This is a genomic window from Rhodococcus sp. NPDC058639 (assembly GCF_042717545.1).
In the GTDB taxonomy this organism is placed as follows: domain Bacteria; phylum Actinomycetota; class Actinomycetes; order Mycobacteriales; family Mycobacteriaceae; genus Rhodococcus.
In genome coordinates this window covers 74580-93798 of record NZ_JBHXRF010000008.1, presented here as the reverse complement: position 1 = coordinate 93798, position 19219 = coordinate 74580, and the positions used below count along the sequence as shown (strand labels likewise).

At 65.5% G+C, this 19219-nt stretch carries 13 protein-coding genes; 11 read left to right on the top strand and 2 right to left on the bottom strand.

What is annotated here, in order from left to right; genetic code table 11:
• Window positions 1-4 precede the first annotated feature (4 nt).
• The 11 genes from ACFWU2_RS16855 (at window position 5) to ACFWU2_RS16805 (ending at window position 17788) form a co-directional block, all read left to right on the top strand.
• Window positions 5-865 carry an ABC transporter permease gene (locus tag ACFWU2_RS16855; protein WP_169619497.1) on the top strand — a complete coding sequence of 287 codons (861 nt, stop codon included), beginning with the start codon at window positions 5-7 and terminating at the stop codon, window positions 863-865.
• Window positions 862-2232 carry an MCE family protein gene (locus ACFWU2_RS16850; protein WP_378608215.1) on the top strand — a complete coding sequence of 457 codons (1371 nt, stop codon included), beginning with the start codon at window positions 862-864 and terminating at the stop codon, window positions 2230-2232. The genes ACFWU2_RS16855 and ACFWU2_RS16850 overlap by 4 nt, the downstream gene beginning before the upstream one ends.
• A complete protein-coding gene (locus ACFWU2_RS16845) occupies window positions 2229-3308 on the top strand; it encodes an MCE family protein (protein ID WP_378608213.1) in 1080 nt (359 codons plus the stop codon). Before ACFWU2_RS16850 ends, ACFWU2_RS16845 begins: the two co-directional genes overlap by 4 nt.
• The gene (locus tag ACFWU2_RS16840) at window positions 3305-4303 is read left to right on the top strand and encodes an MCE family protein (protein ID WP_378608211.1); all 999 of its coding nucleotides are present in this window, start codon (window positions 3305-3307) and stop codon (window positions 4301-4303) included. Before ACFWU2_RS16845 ends, ACFWU2_RS16840 begins: the two co-directional genes overlap by 4 nt.
• Window positions 4303-5559, top strand: a complete 1257-nt coding sequence (locus ACFWU2_RS16835; protein ID WP_378608209.1) for an MCE family protein — start codon at window positions 4303-4305, stop codon at window positions 5557-5559. The genes ACFWU2_RS16840 and ACFWU2_RS16835 overlap by 1 nt, the downstream gene beginning before the upstream one ends.
• Window positions 5556-6896 (top strand): MCE family protein, encoded by a 1341-nt coding sequence (locus ACFWU2_RS16830; protein WP_378608207.1) that lies wholly within the window; start codon window positions 5556-5558, stop codon window positions 6894-6896. The genes ACFWU2_RS16835 and ACFWU2_RS16830 overlap by 4 nt, the downstream gene beginning before the upstream one ends.
• Window positions 6893-8140, top strand: a complete 1248-nt coding sequence (locus tag ACFWU2_RS16825; RefSeq protein WP_378608205.1) for an MCE family protein — start codon at window positions 6893-6895, stop codon at window positions 8138-8140. Before ACFWU2_RS16830 ends, ACFWU2_RS16825 begins: the two co-directional genes overlap by 4 nt.
• Window positions 8141-8265: 125 nt before the next feature.
• On the top strand, window positions 8266-8850 hold the full coding sequence (locus ACFWU2_RS16820) for a hypothetical protein (RefSeq protein ID WP_378608717.1): 585 nt from the start codon (window positions 8266-8268) through the stop codon (window positions 8848-8850).
• A gap of 58 nt (window positions 8851-8908) precedes the next feature.
• A complete protein-coding gene (locus ACFWU2_RS16815; RefSeq protein WP_378608203.1) occupies window positions 8909-9844 on the top strand; it encodes a hypothetical protein in 936 nt (311 codons plus the stop codon).
• A gap of 352 nt (window positions 9845-10196) precedes the next feature.
• Complete coding sequence (locus tag ACFWU2_RS16810; protein ID WP_378608201.1) at window positions 10197-13703, top strand: DNA-directed RNA polymerase subunit beta; 3507 nt, start codon at window positions 10197-10199, stop codon at window positions 13701-13703.
• 113 nt (window positions 13704-13816) lie between these two features.
• On the top strand, window positions 13817-17788 hold the full coding sequence (locus tag ACFWU2_RS16805; protein WP_378608199.1) for a DNA-directed RNA polymerase subunit beta': 3972 nt from the start codon (window positions 13817-13819) through the stop codon (window positions 17786-17788).
• A gap of 94 nt (window positions 17789-17882) precedes the next feature.
• Here the strand turns inward: ACFWU2_RS16805 and ACFWU2_RS16800 are convergent, their stop codons facing one another.
• Together ACFWU2_RS16800 and ACFWU2_RS16795 are read right to left on the bottom strand one after the other, a co-directional pair.
• Window positions 17883-18374 carry a SixA phosphatase family protein gene (locus ACFWU2_RS16800; protein WP_378608197.1) on the bottom strand — a complete coding sequence of 164 codons (492 nt, stop codon included), beginning with the start codon at window positions 18372-18374 and terminating at the stop codon, window positions 17883-17885.
• Between the two features lie 19 nt (window positions 18375-18393).
• The gene (locus ACFWU2_RS16795; RefSeq protein WP_378608195.1) at window positions 18394-19182 is read right to left on the bottom strand and encodes an acyl-[acyl-carrier-protein] thioesterase; all 789 of its coding nucleotides are present in this window, start codon (window positions 19180-19182) and stop codon (window positions 18394-18396) included.
• Window positions 19183-19219 lie beyond the last annotated feature (37 nt).

Below are 19219 nucleotides of genomic sequence, written 5' to 3'. Positions count from 1 at the left end.
CGCCATGACAATCTCGAAAGGCCGCGGAGATCTCGTTCTTCTCCGGGGTCGCAAAGTGCTGCGCGCTCCTCTCAACGTGCTCGATCGCGCCGGCGAGCAGATGTCCTTCTACGCGCGTGCCGTCGCGTGGACACCGCGCACCATCACCCACTACCGCAAGGAAGTGCTCCGGCTGCTCGCCGAGGTCACCTTCGGAAGCGGAGCGCTCGCAGTCATCGGCGGCACGATCGGCGTCATCGCCATGATGTCGGGCTTCACCGGCGTCGTCGTCGGGCTCCAGGGCTTCGCGGCGCTCGAGCAGCTCGGCTCCTCGGTGCTCACAGGCTTCCTGTCCGCGTACGTCAACACCCGCGAACTGGCACCGGTGGTTGCGGCGCTCGCGTTGTCGGCCACCGTCGGATGTGGTTTCACCGCCCAACTCGGGGCGATGCGCATCAGCGAAGAGATCGATGCGCTCGAAGTGATGGCTGTGCCGTCCGTCCCGTTTCTCGTGACGTCGCGCATGATCGCCGGTTTCGTGGCGGTCATCCCGCTCTACATCATCGGCCTGCTCGCGGCATATCTCGCGACGCGCGTGATCAGCACACTGTTCAACGGCCAGTCCAGCGGGTCGTACGACCACTATTTCTACTTGTTCCTGCCACCTGCGGACGTACTCTATTCGTTCGGAAAAGTGCTGGTCTTCGCGTTCGTGCTCATCCTGATCCACTGCTACTACGGCTTCCACGCCAGCGGTGGCCCGGCAGGTGTCGGTGTAGCGGTAGGGCGGGCGGTCCGCACCGCGATCGTCACGATCGCCGTGCTCGACTTCTTCCTGAGCCTCGCGATCTGGGGCACGACGACGACGGTGAGGATTGCCGGATGAGCGAACCCACTTCGGTGCTGCGACGGCGCGTTCTCGGCCTGGTGTTCTTCCTCGTCGTGGGCTTGTTCCTGTATTTCACCATCGCGATCTACAACAAGACGTTCACCAAGATCGTGGAAGTCGACGTGCTCACCGACAGCATCGGAAACGCGCTTCCCCAGAACGCCGACGTCAAGGTTCGAGGCGTGAACGTGGGAGAGGTCCGCGGCACGAGCGCAGAAGAAGGCCGGGTCACGGCGCATCTGGCACTGAATCCGGACATGGTGGAGAAGATTCCGTCCAATGCCACAGCCCAGTTGCTTCCCAAGACGCTTTTCGGCGAGCGGTACATCTCGCTGATCATCCCGGACGAGCCGGCCGACCCCGTGCAGCCCGGTGACGTGCTGATGCAGGACACCAGCCAGCGCACCGCTGAACTGAGCGAAGTGCTCGACGGGCTCCTTCCGTTGCTCGAGGCGATTCCCCCGCAGGATCTCGCGAACACTCTCGGTGCCCTCGCGCAGGGTCTGAGCGGACGCGGCGAAACACTCGGCCGTACGGTCGACCAGCTCGAGCAGGTGTTCCGTGAAGTCAATGTCGAACTACCCACGTTGCAGGAGGACCTGCAAGGGCTCGCCGACTTCTCCCAGACCTACGCGGACGCTGCGCCGGACCTCGTCGACGCACTGAACAACTTTCGGACCACGGGCGGCACGGTGGTCGAGCAGCAGAACCAGATCCGGACACTGCTCGCCAGTGCCACCGGCGCGTCGTCGGTCACCGCGGATTTCGTCGACACGAACGCGAACTCGATCATCAGCCTGTCGGCCGATTCGAAGGAGGCGCTGCAACTGCTCGCCCGATACTCCCCGTCCTTCCCGTGCACGTTCAAGGGCTTCGCCGATGCGCTGCCCGCGGCTGCCGGAGTGCTCGCTGCGGACGACCCGTTCCCCGGTGTGCGCGCCAATATCCAGTTCACCAATCCCAAGGGGCGGTACCTCCCCAATCAGGACGAACCCCGGCTGCTCGACGACCGTGGTCCGGCCTGCTACCTCGACGTCACCGCGCCCGGACGGAAGTTCCCCCAGTACCCGGGCGGCTCGGTCAACGACGGGTCCTACCAGGTCCCCTCGCGTAATCCCGGGCCCGCGAACATCCCGATATTCCCGGCACCCGAGGGCTCGGGTGTGCCGGACGCGGTGAGCGAGATCATCGGTACCTCGCCCGACACGACGTCGACGGTGTCCTACACCGGTTCGAACGCGGAGCAGGACACACTCGACGTGATCTACGGCCAGGCCGCCGGTATGGCACCGGAAGACGTACCCACCTGGACCACCCGGCTGGGTGCACCGGCGATGCGAGGGACGGAGGTGAGCATCGGATGAAAAGCCTTGTCGCTCCTTTGACCAAGCTCATCGTCTTCGCCCTCGTCACGATCGTCGCGACAGGTATTCTCGCGGCCACGATCGCCAGTGTCGGCGGTGGCGGTGGTACGAAGTTCCACGCGATCTTCTCCGACGTCACCTCGCTCAACGAGGGCGACGACGTGCGCATCGCAGGCGTGCGGGTCGGGCAGGTGGACAAGATCGCGATCGTCAACGACCGCGAAGCCCGCGTCACCTTCTCGCTCGAACAGCGCGACTGGATCCCCGCCGGGGCCACAGCGACGATCAGGTTCCGGAACCTGGTGGGTCAGCGCTACATCGCGCTCGCCGAGGGCGAGAGCAAACAGGGAATGAAAATGACGGCGGGAGAGACCATCCCGCTCGAACGGACCCGCCCGGCCGTCAACCTCACCACGCTCTTCGACGGGTTCAGACCGCTGTTCCAGACACTCAGCGCCGATGACGTGAACAAGTTGTCGTACCAGATCATCCAGGTCTTCCAAGGGGAGGCCGGTACCGTCAGCGACCTCGTGCGCAGCACCGCGAGCCTCACCAACACCATCGCGGACAAGGACAGGGTGATCGGTGCCGTGATCGACAATCTCAACACCGTCCTGGCGACGGTCGACGAGCGCGATCGGCAACTCGACTCGCTGCTCGTCAACACGCAGGCACTGGTCAGCGGCCTCGCCGCCGACCGCGACACGGTGGGTTCGGCGGTCCAGTCGCTCGCAGGTCTGACCGACGCGGTCTCGGACGTACTCGAACCGACACGTCCGTCGATCTCGCAGTCGATCACCGCCCTCGAACAGGTCTCCTCCACGCTCAACGCGAACCGTGACGATCTCGACAAGGTGCTCGAGACCCTCCCGGTCAAGTTGGAGAAGCTGGGCAGGGTTGCGAGCTACGGCTCGTGGTTCCAGTTCTATCTGTGCGGTATCGACATCGTGGCCGGCCCCGGATCGATTCCCTACCTGAACCTGCCGACGGGTCTCCCCACCGTGAACCAACCCATCTACACGAATGCGGCGCAGCGATGCACGCAGGAGGGGATGCAGGAGTTGCAGGGACGATGAGCAAACGCCGCAGTCCGGCCGCAGCCGGTGCCCTGGGCATCGTCGTAATTCTGCTGGCCACAGTGTCCGCCTTCTTTCTCGGTTCGCTGCCGATCATCGGAGCGGGCGTCACCTACGAAGCCGAATTCAGCGAAGCCGCCGGTCTCAAGCCCAGCAACGAAGTACGCATTGCCGGGGTCAAGGTCGGCCAGGTCACCGGTGTCGAACTCGAGGGCGACCGCGTCGTCGTCTCCTTCAAGGTTCAGGACGCGTGGGTCGGCAACGACACGTCCGCCTCGATCCAGATCAAGACGATCCTGGGCCAGAAGTATCTCGCCCTGGACCCGCGCGGCACCGAGGTCCTCCGCGCCGACACACGCATCCCGATGGAACGCACGGTCGCGCCGTACGACGTGATCGAGGCGTTCTCGTCGGCCGCCACGACTCTCGGCGAGATCGATACCGACCAGCTCGCCACGGGTTTCCAGGCACTTTCCGAGGCGTTCTCCGAAACCCCCGACGACTTCCGGGCGTCGCTCGACGGTGTGAGCCGCTTGTCGGAGACCGTGGCCAGCCGCGATCAGGAGCTGAAGAAACTGCTCGGCGCGACGAGCAACGTCTCGAAGGTGCTCGCGGACCGGAACGCCGAATTCAACCGGCTCCTGAGCGACGGCGCCTTGCTTGTCGCCGAATTGAACAACCGTCAGCAGGCGATATCCCAGCTCCTCGACGGAACCAAACGGCTCTCCACCGAACTGTCCGGTCTGGTGCAGGAGAACGAGGAATCCATCGGGCCGGCCTTGCAGCAGCTACGCGGAGTCGTGCAGATCTTGCAGGAGAACAACGACAATCTTGCCCGCGCGGTGGAGTTGTACGAGCCGTTCGTTCGCGTCTACTCCAACGTCGTCGGTAACGGTCGCTGGTTCGATCAGGTCATCGTCAACCTCACACCGCCGGGGCTGCCCGAGATTCCGGGCTATCGCGATCCCGCCCGCCAGATGGAAGGAGTGAACTGATGGCGCACTCCGAAGACCGCGACACCCCGTCGGGTCGCAACCGCATCGCGATCATCGCGCTCGTGGTGGCTGTGGTGGTCGCGGCCGGTGCGGGCGGCTGGTGGCTGTGGACCCGGGCCGGAACGACGAACATCACGGCCTATTTCGACAACAGCGTCGGCATCTACCAAGGTTCCGGTGTGCGTGTGCTGGGTGTCGAGGTCGGTACGGTGACCTCTGTCGAACCCCAGGGCGACGTCGTGAAAGTCGGTATCCGTGTCGACCGGGGCGTCGACATCCCCGCCGACGCGCAGGCCGTGCAGATCAGCCCCTCCGTGGTGGCCGACCGCTACGTCCAGCTCACGCCTGCCTACTCCGGCGGCGACAAGATGGAGAACGGTGCGGTGATCGAACGTGAGCGCACCGCCACTCCGGTGGAAGTCGATCAGCTCTATGCGAGCATCGACGACCTGTCGCGTGCTCTCGGGCCCGAAGGCGCCAACCGCGACGGGGCTCTGACCGAGTTCGTCGAGGTGGGTGCGGAAAACCTGGCGGGCAACGGTGCCGCACTCGGACAGAGCATCGATCAGCTGTCCGCGGCCGCACGGACCCTCAACGAATCGCGTGGCGATCTGTTCGGCACGATCGAGAACCTGCAGGTCTTCGTCAGCGCACTGGCCGCCAACGACCAGCAGGTCCGCCAATTCAACACCCAGCTCGCGGACCTGTCGGGGTTCCTCGCCGGCGAACGCGAGAATCTCGGACAGGCGGTGAACCAGCTGTCGGTGACGCTGGGGGAGGTCGCGACCTTCGTGCGCGACAACCAGACCGCACTTCAGGACAACGTCGACGCTCTCGTGCCGGTCACCACCACCCTCGCGGAGCGTCGGGAGTCGCTGGTGAACTCGCTCACGCTGCTCCCGCTCGCCGTGAGCAACCTCGTCAATTCGTATGATGCGGAAGCCGGCGTTCTGGCGTCGCGTCTCGTCCTGACCGACCTGCAGGACCCTGCCGGTGCGGTGTGCAATCTCATCGACGTGGGCCGACTCGTGCCGGGTGACCCACGCTTCGAACAACTCGGCAGGCAGATGCAACCGCTCATCGACCGGTGCGACGTCATCGCGGGACAGGTGACCGCGGCCCAGAAGACCCCGGACCTGATCCTCCCGTTCGGAATTCTCAGCGGCGAGAACATTCAGCGTCAGGTCGTTCCGGGCACGGTGCCGGGTGTCGAATCACCCCGGCTCGATCTCGAAGGTCAAGGGGGTACCCGGTGAGCGGCACGGTCAGGTCGGCGCGGGCCACCGTTCTCGGCGCGGGCGCATGCGTGGTCGCGCTCGCGGTCTCGGGCTGCGGTGGACTCTCCGGCGTTCCGCTCCCCGGCGGCGCGGATGTCGGTAGTTCGCCGATCCGGGTGGCGATCCAGTTCGAGGACGTCCTCGACCTCGTCCCGCAGTCGACGGTAAAGGTCGACGGCGTGCCTGTGGGCCGTGTGGAGTCGATCGGGGTGGCACCGAACGACGGCTGGACCGCGGACGTGGAGATCGTGCTCGATTCCGCGGTGGATCTCCCGCAGAACTCGTTCGCCTCCGTCGAGCAGACCAGTTTGCTCGGTGAGAAGTTCGTCCAGCTCACCAGACCCGAGGACGAGCCCCCGGTCGGCAGGCTCTCCGACGGAGATGTCATTCCGCTCGATCGCACCCGTCACGCCACCGAGATCGAACCTGTTCTGGGTGCTCTGTCGCTGTTGCTCAACGGTGGTGGTGTCGGTCAGATCGCACCGGTGGTGAAGGAACTCTCCAGCGCGTTCGACGGCAGGGAAGGCACGACGCGGAGCCTGCTCGAGCAGGCCGAAACCCTCATCACCGGACTCGACGAGCAACGCAACGACATCACGCGTGCGCTGGACGGGCTCGATGCACTCACCGTGCGGGTCGCCGAGCAGAACGACAAGATCGCCGCGGTACTCGACGAGTTGCCCGTGGCCACGGAAGTGCTCGAACAACAACGTCCCGAGCTGACCGAACTGCTCGCCCAACTGGACAGGCTGGGCGTCGCCGGTGTCGGCGTGCTCGAACAGTCGAAGGAAGACCTCATCGCGGATCTGCTGGCACTTCGCCCGACCCTGCAGCAATTGGCCGCGTCGGGAGACGACCTCGTCGAGGCTCTGCCGTTCATTCCCACGGTGCCGTTCCCGGACGGTGTGGAACGGATCGCGCTCGGTGGCTCGGTGAACCTGTTCCTGGCCGTCGATCTGCAGATCGGTGACGCACTGGCGGCGCTCGGTGTGGGTCAGGGCGAGCCGGAATACCGACAGCCCAAATTCGGCAACCCGAAGCCGGTCGTCGATCCCTCGAACCCCTACTACAACGGCAACGGCCCGGCAGTCGGCTGGCCGACCGTCTCGCTGGTCCCTGAACTTCCCCTGCCGACACTGCCCGGGCTGGCGCTGCCGGAAGGGGTGTCGCTGCCGGACGGTATCGACATCCCTGGCCTCGGCGAGGCCGCGGCCGGTACCGGGGAAGGTCCCCCCGGTGGCGAAGGGGCAGCACCCGCGCCCTCGAACCCGCTGGAGGGATTGTTGAACGGTCTCGGATTCGGGGGTGGACAGTGAGATCACGTCTCGTGCAGTTCCAGTTGGTGGCCTTCGTGGTGATCGCCGTCCTCGGCCTGCTGTACGTCGGTGCCCGCTACGTGCGGCTCGACAACCTGATGGGTTTCGGGCAGTACACCGTGAACGCACGGTTCCCCGACTCCGGCGGTGTCTTCGAGAACGCCGAGGTCACCTATCTGGGTGTGCCCGTAGGCCGGGTCGGTCCACTGACCCTCACCTCCGACGGCATCGACGTCGAGTTGCGCCTCGACAACGGCGGCCCTTCGATTCCCGCGGCGACCCGTGCCGTGGTGGCGAACCGGTCGGCGATCGGCGAGCAGTACGTGGACCTCCGGCCCACGAGTGCCGACGGCCCGTATCTCGTCGAAGGCTCGGTGGTGGAGTCCACCGCCGAGGATCTCCCGACACCGGTCGAAGATCTGCTCGTCAGCACGAGCGAACTCGTGAACTCCGTGCCGGTCGAGCCGTTGCGCACCGTGGTCACCGAACTCGGTGCCGCTCTCGACGGGCGAGGAGGCGACCTCCAGTTGCTGGTCGATTCGCTCGCGGGCCTCAGTGAGTCCGGGGTGCAGTACCTCCCGCAGACACTCGCGTTGATCCGTGACAGTCAGACGGTGCTCGACACCCAGTCCGAGCAGTCGTCGTCGATCCGGCAGTTCAGTTCCGACCTCGAACTCGTCACGGCGCAGTTGCGCGACAGCGACCCGGATATCCGGCGGTTGATCGAGACCGGAACCGACGCGAGCGACCAGCTGTCGCAGCTCATCGCCGGTTCCGGACCGGGCCTCACCGCGAATCTGACCAATCTCGCCTCGCTCGGGGAAGCCCTCGCCCCGCAGGCGATCGCCCTGCAGCCGCTGCTTGCGTTCCTGCCCGCGGTCGCGGGCAGTGCGGGCACCGTCGCGCCCGGCGACGGCACGGTCAAACAGGGAATCGTCCTGGAGACGAACAACCCGCCGTCGTGCACCATCGGGTACGAAGGAACGCAGGAGATCCTTGCCCGGATGAGAGCCGAGGATCCGAACTTCGACGACACCCAGCAGGACTTCCCGTTCAACACCGAGGCGTCGTGCGAGGTGCCGCAGGGGAGCGTCACCGGTGTGCGCAGCGCCAACCGGATCGTGTTCGCCGATCCGGCGACGATCCAGCCCTGGGACTTCACGCCGAAGAAGGACCCGGACCGTCTGAATCTGAACCCGGTGGCGACGCAGCTGGCGCCGTTGCTCGGAGTCACCCCCAAGTGAGCAGTGAGTAGGTTGTTGGAGTGAGTGCATCAGAAACCTCCGTCGTCGCGCCCGACGAGCGGACGTCTTCGGAGAAGGAGCCCAACCGGACCGGCCGCAGTTCGTCGCGCACATGGGCACTGCCCATGGTGAGTGTGCTGGCCGTGATCGCCCTCGGCGCCGCAGCGTGGTTCGGGTACGGCTGGGGCAGGGCCCTTTTCGTCGATCGGCCGGTGGCCGATGCGCGGGATGCCGCCCTCTCGGGTGCGTACCAGGCGGCGATCAACCTCAACAGTGTCGATGCGGAGAACGTCGATGCGTCGATCGAGAACATGCGGTCGTCGATCACCGGTGAGGCGCTCGAAAACGATTTGGCCGCCACCGAGCAGCAGATCCGCGATCAGGTCGCCCAGACCGGGACGAGCATGTCCGGCGAAGTGCTGTTCGGGACGCTCACCGAGCTGAACACCGACGACGATGTCGCGAAGGCGCTGGTCGTGCTCGCGGTGCGCACCACGACGCCGCAGAACTTCGTGACCAACAAGGTGTCGGTCAACGTCTCTCTCCGGGAGGACGGCGGCGTGTGGAAGGCCGAGACGATCGAGCCTCTCGGCTCTGTGCAGATGGAGGCCGGCCCCGTCCCGGGTGCGGCGCAGCCGGAAGCAGGCGACGCCGCCCCGGCCGAACCTGCCCCGGTCGAGCCCGCCCCCGAGGGGACCGAGGGACCGTGAGAGCCGGCGAGCGCTTCCGGCGCATGAGTCTGCTCGAACCGATGAAGGAGTGTGTGTAGTGCCACCGCAGCGACGGAATCCCGGACAGTTCGGACCGCCGCGTCGGCGCCCGAAGATCGCGGGATCCACTCGTGCGCGCTCGTCCGACGCCTCGAACGACCGCCCCATCGGCGAGGGTGCTGCCGCCGAGACACCTGCTGTCGAGACGCCGGGGGTCGAGACCCCTGCTGTCGAGACACCGGCCGAATCATCTGCGGGAGACACGCCGGTCCGTGAGGCGCCCGCCGTCGAGACGTCCGCGCCGGAGTCGCCTGCGGCCGAGCCCTCCGATACCGACGGGGTGTCGGTGGTCGAGTCCGGCGAGCGCGCAGAAGCGACACCCGGCGATGCTGCGCCAGACGACGTGACACCCGGCGAGGCGAAGACGGACGAGGCGAAGACGGACGGCAAGACGCCGCCTGCCCGCGCGTCCGGCATCGCGTCAGCGGCGGAACCGGCACGCAGAAACCGGAGCATGCGTCCGGTGCTGGCGATAGGCGTGGTCGCGCTCGTACTCGCCGCTGTGGCCGTCGTTGCGGCCTTCCGTCCGGGGACCAGCGTGTCGAACGAGGCGTGGGTCGACGCCGCGGCCACCCGCGAGGTCACCGACGCCGCCAAGCACGCGATCGAGGCCATGCACGGTTACAACTACGAGACCATCGACGAGGACTTCGCGGAGATCCGTGGGTTGCTGACCCCGGAGCGCCTCGAGGAATTCGATGCGACGGCCGAGGTGACCAAGCAGGCGGCGATCCAGACGCGCACCGTGACGGAGGTGAACGTCCTGCACATCGGAACATCTGTGCTCGACGAGACACAGGCCGAGGTCGCCGCTTACATCAACGTCAGCGCGACCGGCGACGGAATCGCGCAGGGGAGTGCGCAGGCGCCCGTGCTGGTGCGGATGGAGAAGACCGGCGGGCAGTGGCTGGTGTCGGAGATCCGGGACCGGTGACGGCCCACACGGTGCCGGCCCGGATTCGCACGATCTCGGTCCCACGCAAGGCTTGACGCGGAGCGCGTGAACGGTCACTCTATCGGTACGCCTGTGCGGTTCGTTCCTTCCAGCCGCTTGCCAGGTTTCTTTGAGGCACCCCTGTGGACATCTGCATTTTCTTGGTGTAGGCTCGTTCTTTGCGCTGGCTGCCTCCTGTCCACTCCTCGTTTGCCGAGTTGGATTTCACCCCGAGGGTGAGATCGTCCCGGTTCTTCGGTGGAGTTCTCGTTCGGGTTGTAACCAGCGAAAACGCCCCACATGAAGAAGCAGGTACAGCGGCGGTCGCACCGGTTGGAGCGTCCCGCGTGAGGTGCTGGAAGGACGCATCTTGGCAGTCTCTAGCCAGACCAAGGTAGTAGCCGGAATCCCCGGAGCCCCGAAGAGGGTGTCGTTCGCGAAAATTCGCGAGCCTCTCGAAGTCCCAGGACTCCTCGATATACAAACAGATTCCTTCGAATGGTTGATCGGATCCGAGCGCTGGCGCGCAAAGGCTGCCGAACGCCTCAACGGCAGTGCCGTCGGCGGTCTCGAAGAGATCCTCCACGAGCTCTCGCCCATCGAGGACTTCTCGGGCTCGATGTCTCTCTCCTTCTCCGATCCACGCTTCGACGAGGTCAAGGCCTCTGTCGAGGAGTGCAAGGACAAGGACATGACGTACGCAGCTCCGCTGTTCGTCACGGCGGAGTTCATCAACAACAACACCGGCGAAATCAAGAGCCAGACGGTCTTCATGGGTGATTTCCCGATGATGACCGACAAGGGCACGTTCGTCATCAACGGCACTGAGCGCGTCGTCGTGTCGCAGCTCGTACGTTCTCCGGGCGTGTACTTCGACAAGTCCGTCGACAAGAGCACCGAGAAGGACCTGCACAGCGTCAAGGTCATCCCGGGTCGCGGTGCATGGCTCGAATTCGACGTCGACAAGCGCGACACCGTCGGTGTGCGCATCGACCGCAAGCGTCGTCAGCCCGTCACGGTGCTGCTCAAGGCGCTCGGCTGGTCCACCGAGCAGATCGTCGAGCGTTTCGGGTTCTCCGAGATCATGATGTCCACGCTCGAGAAGGACAACACGGCCGGCACCGATGAGGCGCTGCTCGATATCTACCGCAAGCTCCGCCCGGGTGAGCCGCCGACCAAGGAGAGCGCGCAGACCCTGCTGGAAAACCTCTTCTTCAAGGACAAGCGCTACGACCTCGCTCGCGTGGGTCGCTACAAGATCAACAAGAAGCTGGGCCTGAACACCGGCCAGCCGATCGAGGCGTCCACCCTCACCGAGGAAGACATCGTCGCCACGATCGAGTACCTCGTGCGTCTGCACGCGGGTGAGACCAAGATGACCGTCCCCGGCGGCGTCGAGGTTCCCGTCGAGGTCGACGACATCGACCACTTCGGTAACCGTCGCCTGCGCACCGTCGGTGAGCTCATCCAGAACCAGATCCGCGTGGGCCTGTCCCGCATGGAGCGTGTGGTTCGCGAGCGGATGACCACTCAGGACGTCGAGGCCATCACCCCGCAGTCCCTGATCAACATCCGTCCCGTCGTGGCCGCGATCAAGGAGTTCTTCGGAACCTCCCAGCTGTCGCAGTTCATGGACCAGAACAACCCGTTGTCGGGCCTGACGCACAAGCGTCGTCTGTCCGCTCTGGGCCCCGGTGGTCTTTCGCGTGAGCGCGCCGGCCTCGAGGTCCGCGACGTCCACCCGTCGCACTACGGCCGCATGTGCCCGATCGAGACCCCTGAGGGCCCGAACATCGGCCTGATCGGTTCGCTGTCGGTGTACGCACGGGTCAACCCGTTCGGTTTCATCGAGACCCCCTACCGCAAGGTCGAGGGTGGCGTCGTCACCGATGAGGTTGCCTACCTGACCGCGGACGAAGAGGACCGTTACCTCATCGCGCAGGCGAACTCGCCGATCGCAGCGGACGGAACGTTCGCCGAAGATCGCGTGCTCGTCCGTAAGAAGGGCGCGGAGATCGAGTACGTCGCCGCCGACACCGTCGAGTACATGGACGTGTCGCCCCGGCAGATGGTCTCGGTCGCCACCGCGATGATTCCGTTCCTCGAGCACGACGATGCCAACCGTGCCCTGATGGGCGCGAACATGCAGCGTCAGGCTGTCCCGCTCGTGCGCAGCGAATCGCCGATCGTCGGTACCGGCATGGAACTCCGTGCCGCCGTCGACGCCGGCGACGTCATCGTCAACGAGAAGGGTGGTGTGGTCGAGGAGGTTTCCGCCGACTTCATCACCGTCATGGCCGACGACGGAACGCGCAAGACGTACCGTCTGCGCAAGTTCGATCGCTCCAACCAGGGCACCTGCTCCAACCAGCGTCCGATCGTGGACGAGGGTCAGCGCGTGGAGTCCGGCCAGGTCCTCGCCGACGGCCCCTGCACCCAGAACGGTGAGATGGCGCTCGGCAAGAACCTGCTCGTGGCGATCATGCCGTGGGAAGGCCATAACTACGAGGACGCGATCATCCTGTCGCAGCGCCTCGTGGAGGAGGACGTGCTCACCTCGATCCACATCGAGGAGCACGAGATCGACGCCCGCGACACCAAGCTCGGTGCCGAAGAGATCACCCGGGACATCCCGAACGTCTCCGACGAGGTCCTCGCGGACCTCGACGAGCGCGGCATCGTCCGCATCGGTGCCGAAGTTCGCGACGGCGACATCCTCGTCGGCAAGGTCACGCCGAAGGGCGAGACCGAGCTGACCCCCGAGGAGCGCCTGCTCCGCGCGATCTTCGGTGAGAAGGCGCGCGAGGTTCGCGACACGTCGCTGAAGGTTCCGCACGGCGAGACCGGCAAGGTCATCGGCGTCCGCGTGTTCTCGCGCGAGGACGACGACGATCTTCCTCCCGGCGTCAACGAACTCGTCCGCGTGTACGTGGCACAGAAGCGCAAGATCCAGGACGGCGACAAGCTCGCCGGCCGCCACGGAAACAAGGGCGTCATCGGCAAGATCCTTCCGCAGGAAGACATGCCGTTCCTGTCCGACGGCACGCCGGTCGACATCATCCTGAACACGCACGGTGTTCCGCGTCGTATGAACATCGGCCAGATCCTCGAGACGCATCTCGGCTGGATCGGCAAGGCGGGCTGGAACATCCAGGTCGCCGATGACGGCAGCCGTCCCGAGTGGGCACAGAACCTCGCCGAGGAGATGGTGTCGGCAGATCCCGACACCAATATCGCCACCCCGGTGTTCGACGGTGCCCGCGAAGAGGAACTGACCGGTCTGCTCTCGTCGACGCTGCCCAACCGTGACGGTGAAGTCATGGTCGGACCCGACGGCAAGGCAACCTTGTTCGACGGTCGTTCCGGCGAGCCGTTCCCGTACCCCGTGTCGGTCGGCTACATGTACATCATCAAGCTGCACCACTTGGTCGACGACAAGATCCACGCTCGTTCGACCGGTCCGTACTCGATGATCACCCAGCAGCCGCTCGGCGGTAAGGCCCAGTTCGGTGGCCAGCGCTTCGGTGAGATGGAGTGCTGGGCCATGCAGGCCTACGGTGCCGCGTACACGCTCCAGGAGCTTCTCACCATCAAGTCCGACGACGTCGTGGGCCGCGTGAAGGTCTACGAGGCGATCGTCAAGGGCGAGAACATCCCGGAGCCGGGTATCCCGGAGTCCTTCAAGGTGCTCCTCAAGGAACTCCAGTCGCTGTGCCTGAACGTCGAGGTGCTCTCCAGCGACGGCGCGGCCATCACGATGGCCGACGGCGACGACGAGGATCTCGAACGGGCTGCCGCCAATCTGGGCATCAACCTTTCCCGCAACGAGTCGGCCACCGTCGACGACCTCGCGAACTAGGAGCCGAGCCGATGCGGTACGCAACCGGACAACCGGACGCGTACCGCATCGGGCCCCGGCAGCGATAGCGACAACTAGCAGCAACAAAGCCCGCACAGGGGAAAGGAAGTTACGTGCTCGACGTCAACTTCTTCGATGAACTCCGGATCGGCCTGGCCACCGCCGAGGACATCCGTAACTGGTCGTACGGCGAGGTCAAAAAGCCGGAGACCATCAACTACCGCACGCTCAAGCCCGAGAAGGACGGCCTCTTCTGCGAGAAGATCTTCGGCCCCACCCGGGACTGGGAGTGCTACTGCGGTAAGTACAAGCGCGTCCGCTTCAAGGGCATCATCTGTGAGCGCTGCGGCGTCGAGGTGACTCGCGCCAAGGTGCGTCGTGAGCGGATGGGCCACATCGAACTGGCCGCACCCGTCACCCACATCTGGTACTTCAAGGGTGTGCCGAGCCGTCTCGGTTACCTGCTCGACCTCGCTCCGAAGGATCTCGAAAAGATCATCTACTTCGCTGCGTACGTCATCACCGCAGTCGACGACGACCTGCGTCACAACGAACTCTCGACCCTCGAGGCCGAGATCGAGGTCGAGAAGAAGGCTGTCGCAGATCAGCGCGACGCCGACCTCGAGGCCCGTGCGCAGAAGCTCGAAGCAGACCTGGCCGAGCTCGAAGCCGAGGGTGCCAAGTCCGACGTCCGCCGCAAGGTGAAGGACGGCGGCGAGCGCGAGATGCGTCAGCTCCGCGACCGCTCGCAGCGCGAACTCGATCGCCTGGACGAGATCTGGAGCACCTTCACGAAGCTGAAGCCGAAGGATCTCATCGTCGACGAGATGCTCTACCGCGAGCTGCAGGATCGCTACGGTGAGTACTTCACCGGTGCCATGGGTGCCGAGGCGATCCAGAAGCTCATCGAGAACTTCGACATCAATGCCGAGGCAGAGTCGCTGCGCGAGACCATCCGCAGCGGCAAGGGCCAGAAGAAGCTGCGTGCGCTCAAGCGGCTCAAGGTCGTCGCGGCGTTCCAGCAGTCCGGCAACTCGCCCATGGGCATGGTGCTCGACGCCGTTCCGGTGATCCCGCCGGAACTGCGCCCGATGGTTCAGCTCGACGGTGGCCGTTTCGCGACGTCCGACCTCAACGATCTGTACCGCCGCGTGATCAACCGCAACAACCGCCTCAAGCGACTGATCGATCTCGGTGCTCCCGAGATCATCGTCAACAACGAGAAGCGGATGCTGCAGGAGTCCGTGGACGCGCTGTTCGACAACGGTCGTCGTGGCCGGCCCGTCACGGGTCCGGGCAACCGCCCGCTCAAGTCGCTGTCCGATCTGCTCAAGGGCAAGCAGGGTCGCTTCCGTCAGAACCTGCTCGGTAAGCGCGTCGACTACTCGGGCCGTTCGGTCATCGTCGTCGGTCCTCAGCTCAAGCTGCACCAGTGTGGTCTGCCGAAGCTGATGGCGCTCGAGCTGTTCAAGCCGTTCGTCATGAAGCGTCTCGTCGACCTCAACCACGCGCAGAACATCAAGTCCGCCAAGCGCATGGTCGAGCGTCAGCGCGCTCAGGTGTGGGATGTCCTCGAAGAGGTCATCAGCGAGCATCCGGTTCTGCTGAACCGTGCTCCCACGCTGCACCGTCTGGGCATCCAGGCGTTCGAGCCGCAGCTCGTCGAGGGCAAGGCCATTCAGCTCCACCCGCTGGTGTGTGAGGCCTTCAACGCCGACTTCGACGGTGACCAGATGGCCGTGCACCTTCCGCTCTCCGCGGAGGCGCAGGCCGAGGCCCGCATCCTGATGCTGTCCTCGAACAACATCCTGTCGCCGGCGTCGGGTCGTCCGCTCGCCATGCCGCGTCTGGACATGGTGACCGGTCTGTACCACCTGACCCGTCTGCGTGAAGACGCTCCGGGTGCGTACCAGCCGGCCGCCGTCGATCAGCCGGAGCAGGGTGCGTACTCGTCCCCGGCCGAGGCTCAGATGGCTGTCGACCGTGGCGTGCTCTCGGTTCAGGCACCGATCAAGGTGCGGCTCACGCACCAGCGTCCGCCGCGTGAACTCGAGTCCGAGCTGTTCCCCGAGGGCTGGAAGTACGGGCAGGCATGGACGGCGGAGACGACCCTCGGTCGCGTGCTGTTCAACGAACTCCTGCCGGTCAACTACGGCTTCGTCAACGACATCATGCCGAAGAAGCGTCAGGCCGCGATCATCAACGATCTCGCCGAGCGCTACCCGATGATCGTCGTCGCGCAGACCGTCGACAAGCTCAAGGACACGGGCTTCTACTGGGCCACTCGTTCGGGTGTCACCATCTCGATGGCGGACGTGCTCGTTCCGCCGGAGAAGAAGGAGATCCTCGAGCGTTACGAGGGTCAGGCCGACGCGATCCAGCGGCAGTACGACCGAGGAAAGCTCTCCGAGGACGAGCGTCGCGATTCGCTCGTCAAGCTGTGGCAGGAAGCGACCGAAGAGGTCGGTCAGGCCATGGAGGCGCACTACCCGGACGACAACCCGATCCCCACGATCGTCAAGTCCGGTGCTGCGGGCAACATGACCCAGATCCGCTCCCTGGCGGGTATGAAGGGCCTGGTGACGAACCCGAAGGGCGAGTTCATTCCTCGCCCGATCAAGTCCTCCTTCCGTGAGGGCCTGACCGTCGCCGAGTACTTCATCAACACGCACGGTGCGCGTAAGGGTCTGGCCGATACCGCTCTGCGTACCGCCGACTCGGGTTACCTGACCCGTCGTCTGGTGGACGTGTCGCAGGACGTCATCGTCCGCGAGGTCGACTGTGGCACGCCGCGTGGCATCGAGATGGTCATCGCCGAGCCCGAGCGCGATGCCGAGGGCAACGAGACCGGCAAGCTGGTCCGCGATGCCCATATCGAGACGAGCACGTACGCCCGTACGCTCGCCACCGATGCGGTCGACAAGGACGGCAACGTCGTCGTCGAGCGTGGTTCCGATCTCGGCGACCCCGCGATCGAGGCACTGCTCGAGGCCGGTATCCGCAAGGTGAAGGTCCGCTCGGTCCTGACCTGCGACACCGGCACCGGCGTGTGTGCCACGTGCTACGGCCGTTCGATGGCCACCGGCAAGCTCGTCGACATCGGCGAGGCTGTCGGTATCGTCGCCGCACAGTCGATCGGTGAGCCCGGTACGCAGCTGACCATGCGTACGTTCCACCAGGGTGGCGTCGGTGAGGACATCACCGGCGGTCTGCCCCGCGTCCAGGAACTGTTCGAGGCCCGTGTCCCCAAGGGCAAGGCTCCGATCGCCGACGTGTCCGGCCGTGTCCGCCTCGAGGACGACGATCGTTTCTACAAGATCACGATCATCCCCGACGACGGTGGCGAGGAGGTCGTGTACGACAAGCTGTCCAAGCGTCAGCGTCTGCACGTCATCCGTAAGGCCAACGGCACCGAGGGTGTCCTCGCGGACGGCGACCACGTGGAAGTCGGCCAGCAGCTGCTCGAAGGTGCTGCCGATCCGCACGAGGTGCTGCGCGTGATGGGTCCCCGTCAGGTCCAGGTCCACCTGGTCCACGAGGTCCAGGAGGTGTACCGGAGCCAGGGTGTGTCGATCCACGACAAGCACATCGAGGTCATCGTGCGCCAGATGCTGCGTCGCGTGACGATCATCGACTCGGGCGCGACGGAGTTCCTGCCCGGTTCACTCGTCGAGCGCAGTGAGTTCGAGGCTGCGAACCGTCGTGTGGTCCAGGAAGGCGGCGAGCCGGCTGCCGGACGTCCGGTCCTCATGGGCATCACGAAGGCCTCGCTGGCCACCGATTCGTGGCTGTCGGCAGCATCGTTCCAGGAGACCACTCGTGTGCTCACCGACGCGGCGATCAACTGCCGCTCGGACAAGCTGATCGGTCTCAAGGAGAACGTGATCATCGGCAAGCTGATCCCGGCCGGTACAGGTATCAACAAGTACCGGAACATCCAGGTGCAGCCCACCGAGGAAGCACGTGCGGCCGCCTACGCCATCCCGGCGTACGACGACCAGTACTACTCGCCGGACGGCTTCGGCCAGAACACCGGTGCTGCGGTTCCGCTGGACGACTACGGTTACTCCAACGACTACCGGTAGCAGTCGCCTGTCCTAGGACAGGGATGCTGCAGTAGAACGACAGAGGTCCCGCCCCCTTCTCTTCGGGGGCGGGACCTCTTCGCTGTCCGGACGCTTATCGCGGGATGTGGAAATCGGTGAGTTCGGCCCGGCCGGGTTCGAGTTCGTCCCAGCGGCCCCGGACGGTCAGGACGGCGACCGACGACGTGGGGAACTTCTCCGTGACCTGCTGCGCCTCGTCGGTGCTGTGGTCGGTGACCAGATTCAGGACCGTCGTGGACAGTGTCGGCTCGTGGCCCACGACGAGCAGGGTCCGCACATCCTTCGGCACCGAGTGGATTTCCTCGAGCAACGTGGCGGGGTCGGCGAGGTAGAGACTGTCGCGGTAGTCCACGGGTGCTTCGATACCGGCTTCGGTGAGGGTCTTCCGGGTGCGGACCGCGGTCGAGCACAGCACCTTGTCGATCGGAGGCGCAGTGGCCCTGATCCACCGCCCGGCGAGCCCGGCCTCGCGGCGTCCGCGCGGGGACAGCGGACGGTCGTGATCGTCCACGTCGTCCGGGTACGCGGACTTGCCGTGGCGCAGCAAGATCAGAGTGCGGGTCATGGGCTCCACCGTAGAGCGTTCAGAGGCGAACGACCCGGGCGACCGCGCGGGCGCGATCGTCCACTGTGAACCACAGCGTCAGGCCGTGCCGGTCGTCGACGGCGCGGAGGACCAGGGTCTCGTCGGTTCCGATGGGTCGCAGATGTTCGATCACCGCTCGATACGGTGAGCTCTGCAGATCGGGACGTGACGCCAGCAGTTCCTCCACCCCGTGCCAGTACACGGCGTTGTTGACGTGCCCGAACGGGTCGAAATCGGTGACGCGGAGCGGGAATTCGCGACTGTCGGTGATCTCGCCCTCCGGTGAGGCAGGCAGCCACGCGCGCCACCTGAGCCGGGTGTCGATCGCGTATCGCGACATGTGCTCGAAGAGCCCGTCACTGATGCGGGTCGGGGCACCGGTCGTGGGACCGATGTCGATCCAGAATCCCGCCGTGTCGATGAGGGGTCCGTCCTCGTCGTCGTGCGGGTCGTCCAGTCGGACGCGTACGTTCGCCCACCGGGTGGAGAGGGCATCACACCAGCGGCGCAGCTGGAGATGCTGCGGGAACCGCGCCGGCCGGTGGACGTCGATCACGGTCCGCCGGACGATCCACAGAGGATCGGTGTGCGCGGCGTCGACGGCCTCGAGGTTGTCGATGCCGATGTCCTGGAGGTACCGGGCGACCCCGTCGAGTCGGAGACGCTGCGAGGTGTCGACATCGCCGGTACGCACGGGGCGTTCGGTGCGGAAGGGCGTCGCCTCGGCGGGGAGTGCCGCGAGAGGTCGCGCCCAGGGTGGGTCGTCGGTGGATGTCGCTATGGCCACTGCGTGTCCCCCTGTGTCGGATGCCCGATCGGCCGAT